This is a genomic window from Pedobacter cryoconitis (assembly GCF_014200595.1).
GTDB lineage: Bacteria > Bacteroidota > Bacteroidia > Sphingobacteriales > Sphingobacteriaceae > Pedobacter > Pedobacter cryoconitis_C.
Map to the genome: position 1 here is coordinate 1404751 of NZ_JACHCG010000001.1, position 18448 is coordinate 1423198.

Genomic DNA, 18448 nt, shown 5'->3' on the forward strand with positions numbered 1-18448 from the left:
GCCTTCTTTTAGAAATTTACTTCATTTCTAAAACATTCTAACAGTTTAGTTGGCTCAATCTCCAGTCCTTTAGCAAGCGCTATAATAGTTGTTAGAGAAATATCTACATATCCCTTTGATATTCTTTGGACATGACTATATTCTAATTCTGACCTAGTAGCAAGCTTTCTTAATGAAGGGGTTACTTTATGTTTTTCCCCATAGTCCTTCAATAATCTGAGCATTTGTTCAGCAAATTTCAGCTTTATTTCCTCTTTCCAGTCCATAGGACGAAATCTCCATTAAAATGATAAATTAATTGGCGTATTATTACATGCCATTATTATATTTTTTGTTACATTTGCTTTAAGTATTTAATTATTGAATAATGATGTTAATGCAAAGTGCATTAATGTAAAAAAGAAGTCTCGCACAAAAACCGCCAGTTAGACCGCGAGAGGACAAGTGAACGTGCCCAATCCTAAGGTATATTTGTATCTTCGCGATGCATTATAAATAAGGTTGGGCTTCACTTAAGTCTTTTGTGGTCAATTTGGATTCTCGTGTAGAATCTAAAGGTTCCTGGCGGTACCATGTGCAAAAGCAGTGAAGTCCAACCTTACTTTTTCATGTAAGGTGCTTCATTCTGAAGAGACTCATTTAAATTTTTAACCAATTAAAAATGAGTATGAAAAAGCCAAACAAACCCATCCTTCCCAAAGAGCAAGAATCAATTGATTCTGTCAATGCTAAACACACTTACAACAGAGTATGTGTATTTCATGAAACCATTCTGCATATACTTGGCAATAGTGATCTCTCAGGCCTAAAAGCAACTGAATTAAAGAGTATTGAATACTTTGCTCTTACCATAGTTCGCTTACTTGATTCGCTGAAAATGTCAGACAATGTAAAAAAACAGTACCAGGCACAGATGACTAATAACATTGCCAAAATCCAGAAGATAACTCCAAAAAAAGGAAATGATTTTCAAACAACAAAGAGCCTTTATGCTCTGCTTAACTGGATAAATTTTACAAATTACCGAACGAGACTGACTATTGAAATGATTCTTGATGACTATTACTATCACTTTCCAATTTCCCAGCCTAGTATAACCATGCAAGGCCATTTCATCCAGCAAACGGCATCTCAATAATTCTCTTTTTACCAATTCAATCCTGATACCCGCATAAACAATTCACAGGTATCATAATTTCAACTCAACAACATGAAAAAAACGATCTCAATAATCGCCATGGCCACGCTTTGCCTATTTTTCAGCGCGCCGTCCCAAGCTCAATCTGTAACCACTACATTTAAACCCGTTAAAATAGGAGGTAGAATCCCTGATGTAGCATTAACAAATGTCTATAATTATGAAATTACAAAAACCAATCTTTCTGATTTTAAAGCTAAACTGATTATTCTTGATTTCTGGGCAACCTCGTGTACATCTTGTCTGGCTAATTTTCCAAAAACAGAAGAGCTGCAAAGGAGATATGAAGGAGAGGTTCAGTTTATTAAAGTGACCTATCAGCCAAAAGCAGAAATATTACCTTTTCTGGATGAACTCCATAAAACAGACCCATCAGCTATTCCAGTGGTTACTGATGATTCAGCGTTGCACCAATTATTCCCTCATATCAATCTTCCGCATTATGTATGGTTGGATCAAACTGGTAAAGTCGTAGCAACAACAACCATTGAAGAACTCACCGCAGAAAATATCGATCACTTTTTAAGCAATGATAATATTGGAGATATGCACATGAAAGTGGATATGGATAATTCTAAATCTCTGACCAGCGTACTAAAAAAGCAATAAAATGAAAGATTACATCAGAACATTAAATTATCAGCCTCATAGGTTACCCAAGGAATATATTACTAATCCGAATAGAGGTCTTAACACCTTTTTTAGTCTTCATCCATTAACAGAAGTTAGACAGAAGCTTCACTTGTTACTTCGGGCATGGTTACGCCAGGTTAATGTATATGCGGAACCTTCTGATATTTCGTCCATGTTGCTTTTCCAGGAGCAGCTTATTGAATTCATGGAAGTCTCTTATGTAAAAGGAGTGAAGGATGGTTATTTACCAAAACCAGTAAACCATCCAAAAAATTAAAATCTACAAAGCTGGCGGCCTGATGAACGGAGGTTTTGGTAGTGCCGCCTTGCTTTGTTTCACCAGTAAAAATCATTCCCAATACCAGCCTCTGATCAGAGCTAACACCAATACCATCACCTCGTCTTGATACCAAGATATCAGTACATCAATAAAACTAACCAATAAACCAATATCTCAAAAGCCCTATGAAACACGCGTAAAACTATCACTGACAACTTGATACCTGCTTAAAATCAATGCAGGATTCACAAACCAATTCACATGAAAAAAACGATCTCAATAATCGCCATGGCCGCGCTTTGGCTAAAATTAAGGAATCCTTACCAGATCAAAACCTTTCTTTTGCTGGTAATAACCTTGCTCAGCTTATCCGAATACAGCCTGTTCGCTCAAACAAGTGGACAGCTCATTACTGGAACCATAACTGACAGCTACGGTAAACCATTACCGGGAGCAACTGTAAGAATACCCAATACGAATATCTTAACCTTAACAGACAAGGAAGGGCGTTTCACCATTAAAACAACCACACAATCCGGCACTTTAACTATAACTTTTATTTCCTTCAAAACTCTCGAAATCCCGTTTAACCCTTCCATCAAATACCCCTTAAAAATCATCCTGGAAACCAATGAATCTACCTTAAACGAAGTTCAGGTAATAGGTTACGGGCAAACCACTAAAAGGCTCAATACAGGAAGCATATCGGCCATTACTGCTGTACAAATTGAAAAACAGCCTGTGGCAAATATCCTGTCTGCTTTATCTGGTAGAATGCCAGGGGTATTTGTGCAAACTACAAATGGCCTGCCGGGTGGTAATATCAATGTCCAGATTAGGGGTAAAGGATCTATTGCTGCGGGCACAAATCCTTTATACATTATTGATGGCGTGCCTATGGATGCAAACGCTGCCGGATTAAGTGCTGCTATAGGCGCTTCAAATATTGCTGGTGCCACCAGTCCTTTAAACAGTGTAAACCCTGCTGATATTGAAAGTATCACGGTTTTAAAAGATGCGGATGCAACGGCAATATATGGGAGCAGGGCAACAAATGGTGTCGTTTTAATTACCACTAAGAAAGGAAAATCTGGTAAAACCCAAATTGAACTCAATGTTTCGCAGGGGATTAATCAGGTTGCCAATTATCCGCGGCTGCTTAATCTGGATCAATATTTACAAATTAGAAGAGAGGCTTTTGCTAACGATGGCAAGATTCCTTCCAGTGACCCCAATTCTGCAAACTATGCGCCCGATTTAACGGTATGGAGCCAAACGGAATCTACGGACTGGGCTAAACACTTTTTAGGCAATACGGGCCATATGAGTAATATGCAGTTAAGTATATCGGGAGGTGATGAAAGCACTAATTTCAACTTTGGGGGTAATTACCGTACTGAGGGTACTATTTTGCCGGGGAACAGCAATTATAAACGTGGTGGTTTACGCGCAACATTCCAGCATACTTCAAAGAATAAAAAGTTCTATCTCCAGTTTGCGAATTCTTTAAATCTGGATGCTCATAGTTTGTATAACCCGAGCCTGAGTTTTTCTGCGGGTTTATTATTGCCTCCAAATTATCCTGTTTATGAATCTCCGGGTGTATTTAACTGGTATGCGGGTACAAATCCGACCGCTGAGATTAATGCACGTTCAAAGACAAGGACGGATAATACAATTAGCAATGTATTGATGAGGTATACGGTTTTACCTGATTTAGCATTCAGGGTAAGTGCTGGTTATAATAAGAATAATCTAAACCAGGTGCAGCTTTATCCAACGGGATCTCTTTATCCGGGAACTGATAGCTACTCGATTTTTGGGATGAATAGTAATCGTTCTGTGATTTTTGAACCTCAGGTTGATTATGTAAGGTCTTTTAAGGATAGCAGGGTTTCGCTGTTGCTTGGCGGAACGTATCAGAATAAGGTTACTGAGGGACAGCTGATTAGAGGGACTGGTTTTAGCAATGAGGGGTTGATGGAAAATATGGCTTCTGCGGGGACGATTACTGCACGGACAAATTCTTATACGCAGTACAAGTATGTTTCTGTTTTTGGCCGGATTAATTATGCGTGGAAGGACAGATATATTGTGAATGCAACGATGAGAACGGACGGTTCATCCAGGTTTGCGGATGGAAACCAGTTTGGCAATTTCGGTTCTGTAGGTGCTGCGTGGTTATTTGCTGATGAGCCCTGGGTTAAAAACAAGCTGAGTTTTTTAAGCTACGGGAAGTTAAGGAGCAGTTATGGGTTGACGGGGAATGATCAGATTACGGATTATCAGTATTTGTCTACTTATGGGAATGGGGGAAGTCCGTATCAGGGGGTGATTGGTTTAGTGCCTTCGCGGATTTCGAATGCTAATTTTCATTGGGAAACGACAAGGAAGCTGGAATTTGCTGTTGAGCTGGGGTTCCTGAAGAACAGGATTTTGCTGAATGTGAATCATTATAGGAATAGTAGTGATGACCAGCTGGTGAATTATGCGATTCCGCGAATGACTGGTTTTGCAAGTTATCAGGCAAATTTGCCTGCTGTGATTAGGAATACGGGCTGGGAGTTTGAGTTGAATACAAGGAATGTGGAGGGGAAACTTTTCAACTGGACGAGTTCTTTTAATATCACGATGCCAAAGACGTTGTTGAAGAGTTTTGAGGGGTTTGAGACTTCAAGTTATGCGCAGACGTTGCAGTTGGGTTATGATATTTCAAGGGTTTACGGAACGCAGCTGACGGTTGATCCGGCTACGGGGAAAGCTGTTTATGGTACTGCTCCGGGGTCTGCTAATGTTTATGAGTATTTCACGATAGGGAAGCAGACGCCTGATTTTTATGGTGGGTTAGGGAATACTTTCCAGTATGGGAATTGGAGCATGGATGTTTTCTTCCAGTTTGCAAAGCAGATGGGGAGGGGTGGGTTACGTAATTTACCAGGGAGATTAACAAATAACTATATAACAGTTTTGGACAGGTGGCAATATTCAGGACAGGTCACCGATATTCCCAAAGCATCAACTGCCAATGATTCCAAATTCCAATATAGCCAGGCCAATTATTTCGATACTTCGTATTTGAGGCTTAAAAACGTTGGGCTTTCTTACAGCTTTCCTAAAAGGCTTCTGGAGCGCATCAATATGCAACAGTTAAGAGTATATGTTCAAGGACAAAATTTGTTGACTTATTGGGATAAGAATGCCGCTATTCTCGACCCGGAATCTGGTGCTTTTAATAATGTTCAGAATAATATTCCACCCGTAAAATCTTTTGTGATCGGTTTACAATTAACTCTTTAATCAAAGAAATATGAGAAATATAAATATGGCTATGCTGCTGTTTTTACCTGTAATGTTGGTTTACGGCTGCAAGAAAATGATCATGGTCGAATCTCCAAAAAATCAATTAACAACCGATAAAGTTTTTGCTGATTCTACATCGGCATCGGCTGCATTAGTAAGTGTGTATGCAAATTTTGAAAGCCAATTTGATCCTAATTATAGTACGTATTTAAGTTTGTATACAGATGAAACCGGATACGTAGGGAATGATGTAGCAAACAATGAGTACTACAGTAGTAGCCTCACTTCTGCCAATAGAGTTAATCAGAATACCTGGTCGGTTTTATATAGTATAGTTTACCAGTGTAATGATATTATCGCGCAGCTAAAAAGCAATGCTGTTTTATCAAGATCGCTGAATACCCAACTGACCGGGGAAGCAAAATTCTTGAGAGCATTTGCATATTTCTATCTGGTGAATTTGTATGGCGATGTACCACTGTTATTAGAAACTAATGTCTTGGTTACCAGTAAGGCTTCAAGACAAACTGAAGGCTTAATATATGATCAAATGGTCAAAGACCTGTTAGCTGCCAAAGAGGGGCTTAGATCTTCTTATACGGGGGCTGGCAAAGTGCGCGCTAACAAACTGGTAGCATCTGCATTGTTGTCCCGGATATACCTTTATCAGAAGAATTGGGCTTTAGCGGAAAAGGAGGCTGATGCTATTATTAAATCAAATCTTTTTACTCCGTTAGAGGTACCTGCTAATGTATTTAAAGCTAATAGTAAGGAGACTATTTTACAGTTGTGGAATCAGAATGGTTTCATTAATAACATCAGCAGTATTCCTTCTGCTGGAAACATACCTCAATATATAATTACTACTGATTTATATAACGCTTTTGAGGTGGGAGATCTTCGTAAAAGTAATTGGATAGGTACTGCAAATGTGGTAACTGGTGGAATTAGCAAAAGCTACAATTACGGAGCTAAGTATAAAAACAAAACTGCCAGTACAAGCAGCCCGGAATATCTGGTCGTTTTGCGTATTGCTGAACAATTTTTGATCAGGGCAGAGGCTCATGCTATGCTTGGCAATATTAAAGGTGCTGTTGATGATATTAATGTGATCAGAAAAAGAGCTGGATTAAGCCCGTTATCTGATTTTTTCAATATCCAGGAATGTTTAAGTTCGATAGCTAAAGAAAGAAGGGTAGAGCTATTTACCGAAAATGGCCACCGTTTTTTTGATCTGAAACGAAGCGGTCAGCTGAATACCATAATGGGTAATTATAAACCCGGGTGGCAAAATGGAATGAGCTCATTGTTGCCTGTCCCTCAGGATGAGATCACTTACAACCGGAATTTAATTCAAAATCCAGGGTACTAATTGTAAATTTTAAATAGAAAATAAGATGAATAATAGATTTTATAAAATAGTAATTGTCAGCTTAGTTATGTTAACTGGTTTTATGACTGGGGTTTATGGACAGGAAGTAGGTAGCAAATTGCCGGATTTAAGTATCGGCGGTGCGGTGATTAATGGCAGTAAGAAGTCTACAATAAAGGAAATGTATGAGAAGGGGGGATTAATCATTAATTTTTGGGCAACGTGGTGCTCACCTTGTTTAAAAGAGCAGAAAATGCTTGATTCATTAATGCAGGTTTTTCCTGATTTGTCTGTTTTATCAACTACGTATGAAGACTCGATATTAGTCAGAAAGCATTTTGATAAAATTGGATTGCCAAAATCTAAATTGATGGTGATCACTGCGAATGATAAATTGTTTCACGATTTTTTTAAACACAGAATGATTCCTCACAATATATGGATAGACAAGCAGGGTGTAATAAGAGCAGTTACTGGCGGTGAGGAAATCAATGAGAAGAATATAAAAGAATTCTTTAATGGAAATGTAGCAAATCTTTATGCGAAAGTTGATGATATGAAGTTTGAGTTCACAAAAACTTATCATGTTCCTGATAGCATGATTCTGTTTCGAAGTTATATTTCTGGTATGAATGACGCGATAACCAGCGGGTTGCTATACGGTAATGAAAAAGAGTTTAATCGCGTATTTGCCTGGAACAGGCCAATTACACAGTTTTTCTGGTTAGCCTTTACCAATCTGAAAAGTTCAAGAATGAACTGGAATTTAATAGAACTGCATTCTTCTGATTCCACAAGGTTCATTCAGCCACAGTTGGATAAACCTTTATTTGAAAGGTCCCGATATAATAATGGCAACGATCTTTTGACAAGACAGCGGAAGTGGGACAAAGACAATATTTATTGTTATGAACTGATCTTACCAAAAAATGTTGATGTAAAGCTAGCTTCCGGATATATGCTCCCTGATCTTGAAAAATTCTTCAATATAAAGGCTTCAACTAAGAAGAAGAGAGTTGTTTGTAATGTAGTTTCTTTAAATCGATCAAAGTTATTAAAGCTGCCTGTTGCAAAGGGAGAAACTCCTTCTTTTCGTCATAAATACTATACTTTAAATGTACAGAGTAAGTCAATTGATGATATACTAAGTGGCTTATCAGATGATTTTAATGACAATATTCCCTATATAAATAACACAGGTTATAATGGGTTGCTTAGTTTTGAGATAAAAAGTGAAAAAGGAAAATTAACATTGGAAGATGTATGGTCTAAATTAAATGAGTTTGGTATTGGAAAGGTGAAAAAGAAGCGGTTATATAAAATTCTGGTGCTTAGAGATTTAAGCCACCCAGGTAAAGGATGATAATTTTATTATATCCAATGCAGCAATTGCCGCATTGGATATTTACCAGCTTTGACTGATAATTTTATTGATTAATTAGTCATTTAGAAAGATAGTTGCTTTAGGTGCTCCCACACCTGATGAAATTTCACCAGCTGCACATTTTATGGTCTGGCCTTTACAACCATAGGCATCTTGCGCCTCCATAATTGTCTTATCATCCAGTGTGCCTGAATAAAGAGGCCCTGAACCATTCCAATCATACCGTGGTTCATCAACTTTTGGACTGTTTGCAACTTTTGTAGCGAATGCTCCGCTTATGCCGGCCACTAGTGCAATGGCCAGCATGGTGTTTTTTAAGACTAACATAATTTTAAGATTTTAAATGAGAAATTCTGTTAATTGTAATCTATTCGTGGGACCCTGAGAATATTCGAGATTTTGGTTTATAAATAGTTGGCAGTATGGAGGTAATCATAAATACTGCGTTAAAAACAAGATGTGTTTTCCAGCCCATCTGTGAGATAATTCCTCCGCAGGTGCAGGGAAGTTTTTCTCCTGTTAGCAGCATTGTTGTGATGTATATTTCAAATACCAGCAGTAACAGGAATGAAGCGTATAACCCTTTAATCCTTAAGTTATCTTTGCATAACATCCAGACAATAACAAGCTCTATAGCGGGTATTAAAATACCTAATAATGGAGCTAACAAAGCAACAGCTGGCATTTGAACCAATTTTAGCTGAAATACAAATTTGTCGTATTCCAGGATCTTGGAAACTGCTGTATACCCGAACAGTAATATCAGGAGTACAGCTGCGACTATTTGTAGGCTATTTGCACTTAGATTTTTCATGTCCGTTTGTATTTGGTTATACTAAGTTCGGACGATTTTTAAGAATAGAAGGGAAGAAATCTTACCATCGGAGGTAAGATTTCTTCCCTTTTTATCAAATAATTATGTGCTCTGGTTTTATAAAATTAGTTCCTTTTCTTAATCTCCGAAAGATGTTTAGGATGTATATTCAAAAATGAAGCAATAATTTTATTGCTAACGCTATTTATCAAATGCTTGTGGTTTTTAAGGAAATAGATATACCTGTCATTTGCATTTTTTATTTTGGTAAGTTTTTCACGTTCATAACCGGCATTTAGGTTTTCTTCATAAATTTCAAGAAGGATTAAAGCCAAATGTGGATCATGGATAGGGGCCTGGGCTAAATTTATAGCCCAGCCCTCTGTATCAGTTAAAAACCTGATATACTCAATAGGAGACACCTTTCTGGAGAAAAGAAAGCTAGGGGTGACAAATCCATTAGTGGTAAGATAGGCTGTCATTTCTTCGAGTTCATTAATGAAGATTCCCTGAACAATTCCCGTCTCTACGTAATAGAATTTATCATTGTGATGGGAGAAGGTGTTTATGATTTCATTTTTCTTGAAGGAAAATGGATGACATAGTTCTTCAAATAACCGAATTGATATAGGCGTTGAATTTTTAAAGTCAATTAGCTTTTGGTTTAGCGTCTTCATATCAGGTCACATAAATAGTAACCCAGATGCAATTGGCTTTGGTAATTAAAGAACTTTCAGTCATAACCTTAGTTGTGATTAATCCGTAATATACTTAATTTTAATTAAAATATTTTATCTTTAAAATCATAAATTGCACGATTTTAAGTTGTGAAAATATATGAAAGCACATAGCTGTAATGAAAATATCGGATCGCTTGATATTGATCCTCAGTACCTTGCTAAGGGAATTGCTTATGCTGAGAAGAATAATCACCATTCTATCCGGATATGTGCATTGAATGGTAATGAGGGTAAAACCTATGATTTGGACCTTTCTCCTTTTTTAGACCAGGGTTTTATCACCTCTTTAATTATAGATGATAATTTCAAAATAAAAGGACTTAACTTTTCAGCTTTGTATACTATGAAGAGTTTGAAGGAATTGTCTTTCACTGACAAGAAGTTTAGGCTGGATTTTTCGCTATTGCCGCAGTTGGAAGTCTTATATTTCACTTATAATGATGGGTTGTTAAATCTCGGATCGCTGAAATATTTGTGCGACCTGTTAATAGTCTCTCCATCACTTAGTGACTGCAGTATATTAACTGGGCTGATTAATCTGAAAACCTTACGGATTGTAGGTGGATTTACTAGCCTGGCTGGTATCTCAGCTGCAACTGCACTTGAAAATTTGAACATAAGTTATTCTCCGAAACTGACAGATATTTCTGAAATCAACAAATTAAAATCATTGCATACACTCCATATTGAAAAATGTAAAGTGCTGAATGATTTATCTGTTCTTAAGGACAGTGAAACTATTAGTGACCTTTTTATCTCTGAACTTGACTCATTATCTTTTGTTCCTGCAATGAAGAAGCTGAAGGAATTAAAATTCTGGAACCTTAAAGATGGTGATATTTCTCCTGTTTTAGCCTCACCATCTCTGGATGAGGTATTTTTCCATCCTTCTAAAAAGCATTATACACATCAGGTAGATGAAATCAATCGCTTGTTGAGCGAGCGTTCGATCTGAAGAGTTTAATTTCTTAAAAAACATCCAAAACTATTTCCGGTCTTCTGGGTTCTTACATGAAAAAAATCTAGAACATATGGAAAGCAATAAAGAAATCATTAGTGACCTTAAAGGATTGGTCAACATTGTTAACGATGGAAAAGAAGGGTATGAGTCTGCGAGTGAAACGACTGATAGTATTGAACTGAAAGGTTTATTCTTAAAGTACTCTGCTCAGCGTGCAGGTTATGCATTGGAGCTTAAAGAACATATCGTTCAGCATGGGGGAGATTCTGAAAATGAAGATGGCGGGATATTAGGTAGTTTGCACCGTACATGGATTGATATCAAACAAGCTTTAAGCAGTAAAGAAGATGCTGCTATTCTTGGCGCAATTGAAACTGGTGAAAAGGCTGCGATAGAGAAATTTGATAAGTGCCTGGAAGATTACGCATCTCATGCTGATCATATCGGATTATTACAGAAACAAAGAACTGGTATCCTGGAAGCCCTTAGAGAAATCGAGACTTACCACCAACGTCTGGCAAGATAATTCAATATACAATCAAAAAATGTTATGCCCGAAGGCCCGTCAATCGTCATATTAAGAGAACTTGTAGAAGAACTTCATTTAGAAGGTTCTTTCATTACCCATGTGGTAGGTGATACGACTATTGATAAGGCCCGAATGCTGGATCAGGAAGTTATTTCCTTTAAAAGCTGGGGCAAACATTTTTTGATCTGTTTTAAGGGTTTTAGTTTACGTATTCATTTCCTCATGTTCGGTAGTTACATGATTAATGAGCGGAAAGACAGACCTGCCAGATTAGGTTTGATTTTTGAAAACGATGAGCTCAATTTTTATACCTGTGCTTTGAAATTCATTGAAGGAGATATCAATCAGACTTATGACTGGTCTGGTGATGTCATGTCAGACCAGTGGGATCCTAAATTGGCTATAAAAAAGCTTAAAGAAAATGGAGATAGCCTGGTTTGTGATGTACTATTAGATCAAAATATATTTTCTGGTGTTGGAAATATCATCAAAAATGAGGTCTTGTATAGAATAGGGGTACACCCTTTAAGTACTGTGGCTGGTCTGCCTCCTGGTAAATTGAAAGAATTGGTCAAAGAGGCACGTTTATATAGTTTTGATTTTTTAGAATGGAAAAGGGCATTTGTCCTTAAAAAGCACTGGCTGGTGTATTCACGTAAGGTTTGCCCTTTGGGTCATCCTGTGGAAAAAGAATATCTTGGTAAAACCAAGAGAAGTACTTTTTTCTGTGAACGGTGTCAGAAATTATTTTCTTAACATTCGTTCAAAAGACTGCTCAAACAAAAATTGATATTGATTTGTTTCTTAAATGACTGATTTTCAGTAGGAATAAGATGAGGGTTTTTGAGCGTGATTTCTTAGGTAACTATCTTATCAGAATAACAGTTTGTCTGTTGTTGTTCAGTTCTTGTGGGGTTAGACGAGCTAATACATCGCAAGCTGCTGCAAATTACCCTACCCAAATTTCTATAAAAACAAGGTCTGATATTGAGCAGGATTCTTCGGGAAATCATCCTGAACTAACCAGAAAAGAGAAAGCACTTCGCGCAGCGTTTATTGACGTTCTGGAAACAAAGTCGGCCGATTTGCCTTTTCCAGATCTGATCAATAGTATTTATGAAAAAAAAGGATATCAGCCGATGCTGGTTCAAAGATTCTTTTCTGATCAGCAATTGCAAATGCTGTCTGATTATCTGGATAATTCTATAGCACATGGATTAAATCCTGAACAGTTTTTTGTTACTGGTTTAAAATATCAGCTGGATGAAGTGATTCACCAAAAATCATCCGATACTGTGAGAATTCAACGCAGTTTAGTTAAGCTGGAATTAGCTGTTGTTAATTCTTTAATCCGGTATAGTATGGCAATGCAGTATGGGGTGACAAATCCGGCTAAAATTTACAGTCATTATGCGACTCCGACTTTAATCCCTGATAGCAATTCAGTGATCAGTATTTTTGAAATAGTAAACCTTAAAACTTATCTGGATAGTATACAACCAAAGGAAAAAACCTACCTGGCTTTACAAAAAGTATTGAAGCGGCTGGATGCGGATACTACGGAAAATGAAGATAGTGTTAGGATTATAATGCGGCAGAAGGTGGTTGTGAATATGGAGAGGCTGAGGTGGAAAAATAAACCTGCTGAACAAAAATTTGTAGCGGTAAATATTGCAGATTTTAGTTTGGATGTAATGGATAATAACAAATCAGTATTACATATGAGGGTTTGTGTAGGAGAGCCTGGAGATAAACAAACGCCTCAGATTGGAAGTATGATTCACAGTGTCCAGATTAATCCGGTATGGAATATCCCGCAAAGTATAGCACGAAATGAGATTTCACGGTATGCTTCTGAAGATAGATACTATCTTTCTAATAATAATATCAAAGTTTTTAAAAAAGGTAAACTGATCAGAGATCCGGAGTCTATTGACTGGTCAGCTATTGATGTTCGGGATTACTCTTTTCAACAACAACCGGGAGCGAAAAATTCGTTGGGCAAAATTAAGTTTCTTTTTAAAAATGGAAGTAGTATTTATCTGCATGATACCCCAGTGAAAAGTGTATTTAAGCAAGGGATGCGCGCAATCAGCCATGGCTGTGTGCGGGTAGAAAAACCGCTTGATCTGGCTCTTGCGTTATTTGGAAAGGGGGAGAAGTATGATCAGCTCAAAAAGGGAATGGAGAGCGGTTACCCGCGTGCAAAGTTTATGGGTTTACCTCAGCAGATCCCAGTCCGGTTATTTTATTATACAGCCTGGCTCAATGAAAAAGGGGGAGTCCGGTTTGGTAAGGATATTTATGGCCTTGATCAATTGGTGTACGACGAAATGCAGAAGAAACAGTTTTGAAAAGAATGATGAATTATAGTTCCTTCTTGTATTCTTTCCTGATTTTATCTTTATGCGTAGTACCCCATTTAATCATTTCGTTCAGCAAAGTTTCAAGTGTATCGCTATAAGGGGTAATTTCATAGATAACTACAACCGGAGTGTCAGTATATACTTTTCGTTTTACAAAACCATTTAATTCTAATTCCTTAAGCTCTTTTGATAAGATTCTTGCTGAAATTCCAGTTACGGTTTGCTGTAGTTGATTAAAACGGCTGCTTCCTCCCGTGCGTAAGGCATTTATAATCTTCAATTTCCATTTTCCACCAATCACATAAAGTGTATCCTCTAATGCCATTATACCTCTGGTACATTCATCAGGGGTATGCTTTGCATTACAGCTTATAGTTTCTTCTTTTTTAAGTTCGGTCATGTGTTTGTGGTTGATAATCAGCGAACTATCCTAAAGGTTACCGCTAACCTTTAGGATAGTACTAACAAATAGTAAGCAAATGTAGATACTTTTGACTTATTAATCAATTTAAAAAAGATAGAAATGAAAAGTCAGGAAATATTACATCAGCCTTATACCTTAGGATCTTTAGTGCTGAAAAACAGATTTGTAATGGCGCCGATGACCAGAAGCCGTGCGCTGAATTACATGCCAAATGATTTAATGCTTGAATATTATAAACAGCGTTCCACCGCGGGCTTAATTATTACCGAAGGAGTTGCGCCTTCAGCTAATGCAACTGGATATGTCAGGATTCCAGGAATTTATACTGAAGCCCAAATTGAGGGCTGGAAAAAGATAACAGCTGCTGTTCATGAGAACGACGCGAAGATATTTGCGCAGGTTATTCATACGGGCAGGGCGTCACACGTAGATAATTTACCTGAGGGAGGTGAAATATTAGCTCCTTCTGGAATTTCTACAGATTCAGATGTTTGGACGGATACCCAGGGAATGCAAAAAGCGTCCTTGCCAAGAGAAATGACTACTGCTGATATAGAAGCAACAAAGAATGAATTTGTGCAGGCTGCATTGAATGCTATTGAGGCTGGTTTTGACGGGATAGAATTACATGGGGCAAATGGTTATTTGTTAGATCAGTTTTTAAACCCGGCTTCTAATCAGAGAACTGATGGATATGGTGGAAGTGTAGAAAACAGGGCCCGTTTTTATATTGAGGTTACGGCTGCGGTAGTTAATGCTATCGGTAAAGATAAAGTAGGGGCCCGTATATCTCCATATGGATTATTTAATGGAATGATTATTTATCCTGAAATGGAAGATACATTCTTTTACCTGGCGGCAGAATTAAGCAAAATTGGTATTGTATATCTTCATCTGGTTGATCACAGTAGTATGGGGGCGCCAGCTTTAACTGATTCAGTGGTAAAGGGAATCAGAACCAATTTTAAAGGTACTATTGTGGGAGTGAAAAATTATACGGCAGAAACTGCTGTAGCAGATATTGAAAATGGAACAATTGATTTACCTGCTTTCGGTAGAGCTTTTATCGCTAATCCTGATTTGCCTTATAAGTTTTTGAATAACCTGGAATTAGCACAACCTGATATGGCAACTTTATATGTTGCTAGTGCTACTGGTGAAGCCGGGTATACTGATTATCCTTTTGCAGAGGTAGTATCATCATAGTTTCATTCTTGAAATACATTGGCCATCCTGGTAGTGCTTAACAGGATAGCCAATGTGTTTTATGCTTATTTATCCAGCATAAATTGCCATTTATATAGAAATTCTAATTCGTCTATTTTGACGAAATTATTCTTTTGCAGCAGTATAAAGGATGCCTGGTTAAATTTTGTAGTATGTGCAATTATTGATTTTACCTGGTGCTGTTCCGATGCCCATTGGATCATCCCGTTTATTGCTTCTTTCATGTAACCTTTTTCTCGGAAGGATTCATAGATACCATATCCGATTTCAATTTCTCCTTCTTCGTTCGGTTCTCCGATAAAACAAAGGTCACCGATCAGATGATTTGAATCTGCTGCTATGATAACCCATAATGTGGAATAGAGATAATCGCTTTTACTATCATTTATTTTAGGAATGATAGTCTGTTCGATTGCTTCCTGAAGTTCAAATGTAATTGTTCTTGGAATGTAATGCGTTTGAAATTCTTCTTCTAAAGATCCGTCAGCTAAGATGTATTTCTGAAGCTGTTCAAGAGTTAAGGGCTTAATAATTAATCTTTTTGTGGTTACCATTTTCTGGTTTGGCTAATTTCGGCAGAGAATCGATGTCAGAGTACTGCCGAACTTGTGATGTTTTGTTTCTTGTCTGTTTTGATTAAATAATGTTGCCTCATTATTGTAAACATATCGTTTAGCTATGCTGCGGGCATGGTTTAATGAATTCAGGAAAGCTTAAGTGACTTTTTTGGTTATGATCTCGCTATTGTATTTCAACAGTAGATAAATTTCATTTTTTAAGCTGTACAGGAAATCATCTCCCTCTGAATTCAGGGATAGATATATTTGCCGTCGGATAGAGGCTAAGCGATGTACTTGTTACAAAATCATAATTTCAAATATATAAAAACAAAATTAACTTTCTGATTTTTTGAAAGATTTCATCATATATAAGCTGTAACCTAAATTAATTTCATGATAGACTTTGAAGTTGAATTTTTCGTACCAGGGAAGGTTTTTCAGGGTAGAGGTTTCGAGATATATCTGCCTGTTTTGCTGTTGGCTGTCCTGAATAATTTCTGCTAATAACTGACTTCCAATTCCCTTATGCTGCGCTGAGGTTAATACACCTAAAAACCATAAGTAATAAAAGGGTGTGTTTGGGTAATGGCTTTTAATTTGGCTTTCGCGGCTCATAGCTTTATTTGCTCTGCTGATTCCTATTGCTTTGAAAACTAAAGTCAGATCGGCCCAAATGGCTTTTATACTGGATTTTTTACGGTCAGGATAAAGGATTAACGCGCAGGCGGTTTTATCATTTGATAAATAGACTTCACCAAACATAAAACAAGTATCAAATGAATATTCCATTAATGCTTTAACTCTTTTTTCGCGCTTGTTATCTTGTTTGATAATGTAATTCACACTTTTATTATCATCAAAAGAATCCGAAAGGATTTTTATCACTAATGGTTTGTCTTTGATGGTTGCTTTAATCATGGTGTAAATATGTTGTAAATTCTTATTAAACTAAAAGTAGAAATATAATATGTTATATTGAACTTGAAAAGACTACTATATGAAAAGACGTTCGTTTGTAAAAGCCTCCCTGATGACTGGTACGGCTGCAATTATTTCTCCGGTGATGAGTAAGGCTGTGGTTAAAGATCATCAACATGAATCTGCTGAATTCTATGAATTAAGGGTTTATACGCTGAAAGATGATATTCAACAAAAATTGGTGGAGGACTTTTATAGTCAGGCAGCAATACCAGCGTTTAACAAGGCAGGGGTAGAACATGTAGGTGTTTTTACCGAATTGAAGCCTGAAGGTCAGACCAGGTTATTCGTCTTGATTCCTTATCATAGTCTGGTTCATTTCAATGAAGTGATTGTCAAACTGGAACAAGACAAAGTATTTCAGCAAAAGGGTATTTCTTATTTGACTGCTCCGGCAACAGCTCCTGCTTATATACGGATTGAAAGTTCGATCATGAAAGCATTTGCTCATTCTCCTAAACTGGTAGTCCCTCCAAATAAGTCCCGTATTTTTGAACTGCGTCAGTATCAGAGTGCAAGTGAAGCAGCAGGGAAGAAGAAGATCGAAATGTTCAATGATCAGGGTGAGATAGATATTTTTAAGCGTTTGGGTTTTAAGCCTGTATTTTGGGGAGAAACGATAATCGGGCCGTCAAGACCAAATCTGACTTATATGGTAACTTTTGACGATCTGGATAGTAAAGCGGCACATTGGAAGTCATTTGTGAATGATGCACAGTGGAAAAAAATAAGTACGGTTGATGGTTATTCGGACGCGCTATTAGTAAATAAGATTACTTCAACTTTGTTATTGCCTGCGGTTTATTCACAGGTGTAAAGTTTTATTTTTTCTTGCTCACTGTCAAGGTCCTGTTTTTTACAAAAGAGATGAATTTTTCACCATAAGATTCACCGATTTTAATAAATAAATCACCTTCCATCTTTAAATTAGGCCCATTGATTGTTTTAATATGTCTCATGGAGATAATAAAGCTGCGGTGTACCTGGATGAAATTATTATTATCTTCTAATAAAGTTTTCATATCGCTGAGCTTTAAATAAGCTACAATTTCTGCCTTCTCAGTGTAAATTTTAATGTAGTTATGCAGGCTTTCAATAGCAATAACTTCATTAAAGTTTATTTTTGTTGTATTCAGGTCTTCGCTTTTGTTTTTTACAAAGAAAAAGTCGTGATCATTTTTTGATTTTTCCTCATTGCCAGGTCCTTCATCAGGAAAGAGCCTTTTGATTAATGACGTGAACTTTAGTATTGTAAAAGGTTTTAATAGAAAGCCATCAGCATGAACCTGAAAGGCTTCATATGCGTATTGCATATGCCCGGTTATGAAAATCAGCTTTTTAGTTTTTCCAATTAGCTCCTTTGATAATTCTAATCCGGAAATAACAGGCATTTCGATATCCATTATAATCAAATCGATAGGTACCTTAGTCGTAATGTTGTTTAAAGCAACAACTGGATTGGAATAAGACTCAACCAGGTTTAAATTAGGAATGGAATCAATATATGTTTTTAATAATTCAATGGTATGAAGTTCATCCTCAATTATTATACAATTATACATGGTAGTTTGTCTTTTGGGTAGTTAATACGAAAGTAACACTTTATTGAAGAATAAAATCGGGTTGAGCAGTAAAATATAAGGTTTCGGCAAGCTTCCCTCGGGTTACAGATAATACATTTC

The 18448-nt window shown here is 37.0% G+C and carries 20 protein-coding genes; 12 read left to right on the forward strand and 8 right to left on the reverse strand.

Annotated features, from left to right (window positions below; all coding sequences use genetic code 11):
• Nucleotides 1-8: 8 nt before the first annotated feature.
• Nucleotides 9-266 (reverse strand): hypothetical protein, encoded by a 258-nt coding sequence (locus HDE70_RS05765; protein ID WP_183888647.1) that lies wholly within the window; start codon nt 264-266, stop codon nt 9-11.
• 395 nt (nt 267-661) lie between these two features.
• On the opposite strand from HDE70_RS05765, the gene HDE70_RS05770 reads away from it, so the two are divergent.
• From HDE70_RS05770 to HDE70_RS05795, 6 genes are all read left to right on the forward strand, one after another.
• Nucleotides 662-1138: a hypothetical protein gene (locus tag HDE70_RS05770; protein ID WP_183888649.1), complete on the forward strand. Its 477-nt coding sequence runs from the start codon at nt 662-664 to the stop codon at nt 1136-1138.
• Between the two features lie 72 nt (nt 1139-1210).
• Complete coding sequence (locus HDE70_RS05775) at nt 1211-1807, forward strand: TlpA family protein disulfide reductase (RefSeq protein ID WP_183888651.1); 597 nt, start codon at nt 1211-1213, stop codon at nt 1805-1807.
• A gap of 1 nt (nt 1808) precedes the next feature.
• On the forward strand, nt 1809-2108 hold the full coding sequence (locus tag HDE70_RS05780) for a hypothetical protein (RefSeq protein ID WP_183888653.1): 300 nt from the start codon (nt 1809-1811) through the stop codon (nt 2106-2108).
• 264 nt (nt 2109-2372) lie between these two features.
• Nucleotides 2373-5408, forward strand: a complete 3036-nt coding sequence (locus HDE70_RS05785; protein ID WP_183888656.1) for a SusC/RagA family TonB-linked outer membrane protein — start codon at nt 2373-2375, stop codon at nt 5406-5408.
• A gap of 10 nt (nt 5409-5418) precedes the next feature.
• The gene (locus HDE70_RS05790; protein ID WP_183888657.1) at nt 5419-6783 is read left to right on the forward strand and encodes a RagB/SusD family nutrient uptake outer membrane protein; all 1365 of its coding nucleotides are present in this window, start codon (nt 5419-5421) and stop codon (nt 6781-6783) included.
• 25 nt (nt 6784-6808) lie between these two features.
• Nucleotides 6809-8146, forward strand: coding sequence for a TlpA disulfide reductase family protein (locus HDE70_RS05795; RefSeq protein ID WP_183888659.1), 1338 nt, complete (start codon nt 6809-6811; stop codon nt 8144-8146).
• A 75-nt stretch (nt 8147-8221) separates the two neighbouring features.
• Here the strand turns inward: HDE70_RS05795 and HDE70_RS05800 are convergent, their stop codons facing one another.
• The 3 genes from HDE70_RS05800 to HDE70_RS05810 form a co-directional block, all read right to left on the reverse strand.
• Nucleotides 8222-8494, reverse strand: coding sequence for a hypothetical protein (locus tag HDE70_RS05800; protein ID WP_183870153.1), 273 nt, complete (start codon nt 8492-8494; stop codon nt 8222-8224).
• 40 nt (nt 8495-8534) lie between these two features.
• Entirely contained in the window at nt 8535-8981 is a 447-nt protein-coding gene (locus tag HDE70_RS05805) for a MauE/DoxX family redox-associated membrane protein (RefSeq protein WP_183888661.1), read from the reverse strand.
• Nucleotides 8982-9106: 125 nt separating this feature from the next.
• Nucleotides 9107-9658: a Crp/Fnr family transcriptional regulator gene (locus HDE70_RS05810; protein ID WP_183870151.1), complete on the reverse strand. Its 552-nt coding sequence runs from the start codon at nt 9656-9658 to the stop codon at nt 9107-9109.
• A gap of 160 nt (nt 9659-9818) precedes the next feature.
• Between HDE70_RS05810 and HDE70_RS05815 the strand changes: the two genes are divergently transcribed.
• The 4 genes from HDE70_RS05815 to HDE70_RS05830 all read left to right on the forward strand — a co-directional run bounded on the left by HDE70_RS05815 (nt 9819) and on the right by HDE70_RS05830 (nt 13565).
• Nucleotides 9819-10676 (forward strand): toxin, encoded by an 858-nt coding sequence (locus HDE70_RS05815; protein WP_183888663.1) that lies wholly within the window; start codon nt 9819-9821, stop codon nt 10674-10676.
• A 76-nt stretch (nt 10677-10752) separates the two neighbouring features.
• Nucleotides 10753-11208, forward strand: coding sequence for a ferritin-like domain-containing protein (locus tag HDE70_RS05820; RefSeq protein ID WP_183888665.1), 456 nt, complete (start codon nt 10753-10755; stop codon nt 11206-11208).
• 24 nt (nt 11209-11232) lie between these two features.
• Nucleotides 11233-11967 (forward strand): DNA-formamidopyrimidine glycosylase family protein, encoded by a 735-nt coding sequence (locus tag HDE70_RS05825; protein ID WP_183888667.1) that lies wholly within the window; start codon nt 11233-11235, stop codon nt 11965-11967.
• A 77-nt stretch (nt 11968-12044) separates the two neighbouring features.
• On the forward strand, nt 12045-13565 hold the full coding sequence (locus HDE70_RS05830; protein ID WP_183888669.1) for a L,D-transpeptidase family protein: 1521 nt from the start codon (nt 12045-12047) through the stop codon (nt 13563-13565).
• Nucleotides 13566-13578: 13 nt separating this feature from the next.
• On the opposite strand, the gene HDE70_RS05835 is transcribed toward HDE70_RS05830, so the two are convergent.
• Nucleotides 13579-13977 carry a winged helix-turn-helix transcriptional regulator gene (locus HDE70_RS05835; RefSeq protein ID WP_183870146.1) on the reverse strand — a complete coding sequence of 133 codons (399 nt, stop codon included), beginning with the start codon at nt 13975-13977 and terminating at the stop codon, nt 13579-13581.
• A gap of 123 nt (nt 13978-14100) precedes the next feature.
• Here HDE70_RS05835 and HDE70_RS05840 point away from each other — a divergent pair, with 123 nt between their 5' ends.
• Nucleotides 14101-15207: an alkene reductase gene (locus HDE70_RS05840; RefSeq protein ID WP_183888671.1), complete on the forward strand. Its 1107-nt coding sequence runs from the start codon at nt 14101-14103 to the stop codon at nt 15205-15207.
• A gap of 65 nt (nt 15208-15272) precedes the next feature.
• On the opposite strand, the gene HDE70_RS05845 is transcribed toward HDE70_RS05840, so the two are convergent.
• Together HDE70_RS05845 and HDE70_RS05850 are read right to left on the reverse strand one after the other, a co-directional pair.
• Entirely contained in the window at nt 15273-15782 is a 510-nt protein-coding gene (locus HDE70_RS05845; RefSeq protein WP_183888673.1) for a GNAT family N-acetyltransferase, read from the reverse strand.
• 339 nt (nt 15783-16121) lie between these two features.
• Entirely contained in the window at nt 16122-16706 is a 585-nt protein-coding gene (locus tag HDE70_RS05850) for a GNAT family N-acetyltransferase (protein ID WP_183888675.1), read from the reverse strand.
• Between the two features lie 79 nt (nt 16707-16785).
• Here HDE70_RS05850 and HDE70_RS05855 point away from each other — a divergent pair, with 79 nt between their 5' ends.
• Nucleotides 16786-17583, forward strand: a complete 798-nt coding sequence (locus HDE70_RS05855; protein WP_183888677.1) for an NIPSNAP family protein — start codon at nt 16786-16788, stop codon at nt 17581-17583.
• A gap of 4 nt (nt 17584-17587) precedes the next feature.
• Here HDE70_RS05855 and HDE70_RS05860 read toward each other — a convergent pair whose 3' ends face one another.
• Nucleotides 17588-18328: a LytR/AlgR family response regulator transcription factor gene (locus HDE70_RS05860; RefSeq protein WP_183888679.1), complete on the reverse strand. Its 741-nt coding sequence runs from the start codon at nt 18326-18328 to the stop codon at nt 17588-17590.
• Nucleotides 18329-18448: the final 120 nt, after the last annotated feature.

Coding starts and splice junctions, on each gene's coding strand:
- HDE70_RS05765 (WP_183888647.1), bottom strand. CDS start 266: ATGGACTGGAAAGAGGAAATAAAGCTGAAATTTGCTGAACAAATGCTC.
- HDE70_RS05770 (WP_183888649.1), top strand. CDS start 662: ATGAGTATGAAAAAGCCAAACAAACCCATCCTTCCCAAAGAGCAAGAA.
- HDE70_RS05775 (WP_183888651.1), top strand. CDS start 1,211: ATGAAAAAAACGATCTCAATAATCGCCATGGCCACGCTTTGCCTATTT.
- HDE70_RS05780 (WP_183888653.1), top strand. CDS start 1,809: ATGAAAGATTACATCAGAACATTAAATTATCAGCCTCATAGGTTACCC.
- HDE70_RS05785 (WP_183888656.1), top strand. CDS start 2,373: ATGAAAAAAACGATCTCAATAATCGCCATGGCCGCGCTTTGGCTAAAA.
- HDE70_RS05790 (WP_183888657.1), top strand. CDS start 5,419: ATGAGAAATATAAATATGGCTATGCTGCTGTTTTTACCTGTAATGTTG.
- HDE70_RS05795 (WP_183888659.1), top strand. CDS start 6,809: ATGAATAATAGATTTTATAAAATAGTAATTGTCAGCTTAGTTATGTTA.
- HDE70_RS05800 (WP_183870153.1), bottom strand. CDS start 8,494: ATGTTAGTCTTAAAAAACACCATGCTGGCCATTGCACTAGTGGCCGGC.
- HDE70_RS05805 (WP_183888661.1), bottom strand. CDS start 8,981: ATGAAAAATCTAAGTGCAAATAGCCTACAAATAGTCGCAGCTGTACTC.
- HDE70_RS05810 (WP_183870151.1), bottom strand. CDS start 9,658: ATGAAGACGCTAAACCAAAAGCTAATTGACTTTAAAAATTCAACGCCT.
- HDE70_RS05815 (WP_183888663.1), top strand. CDS start 9,819: ATGAAAGCACATAGCTGTAATGAAAATATCGGATCGCTTGATATTGAT.
- HDE70_RS05820 (WP_183888665.1), top strand. CDS start 10,753: ATGGAAAGCAATAAAGAAATCATTAGTGACCTTAAAGGATTGGTCAAC.
- HDE70_RS05825 (WP_183888667.1), top strand. CDS start 11,233: ATGCCCGAAGGCCCGTCAATCGTCATATTAAGAGAACTTGTAGAAGAA.
- HDE70_RS05830 (WP_183888669.1), top strand. CDS start 12,045: ATGAGGGTTTTTGAGCGTGATTTCTTAGGTAACTATCTTATCAGAATA.
- HDE70_RS05835 (WP_183870146.1), bottom strand. CDS start 13,977: ATGACCGAACTTAAAAAAGAAGAAACTATAAGCTGTAATGCAAAGCAT.
- HDE70_RS05840 (WP_183888671.1), top strand. CDS start 14,101: ATGAAAAGTCAGGAAATATTACATCAGCCTTATACCTTAGGATCTTTA.
- HDE70_RS05845 (WP_183888673.1), bottom strand. CDS start 15,782: ATGGTAACCACAAAAAGATTAATTATTAAGCCCTTAACTCTTGAACAG.
- HDE70_RS05850 (WP_183888675.1), bottom strand. CDS start 16,706: ATGATTAAAGCAACCATCAAAGACAAACCATTAGTGATAAAAATCCTT.
- HDE70_RS05855 (WP_183888677.1), top strand. CDS start 16,786: ATGAAAAGACGTTCGTTTGTAAAAGCCTCCCTGATGACTGGTACGGCT.
- HDE70_RS05860 (WP_183888679.1), bottom strand. CDS start 18,328: ATGTATAATTGTATAATAATTGAGGATGAACTTCATACCATTGAATTA.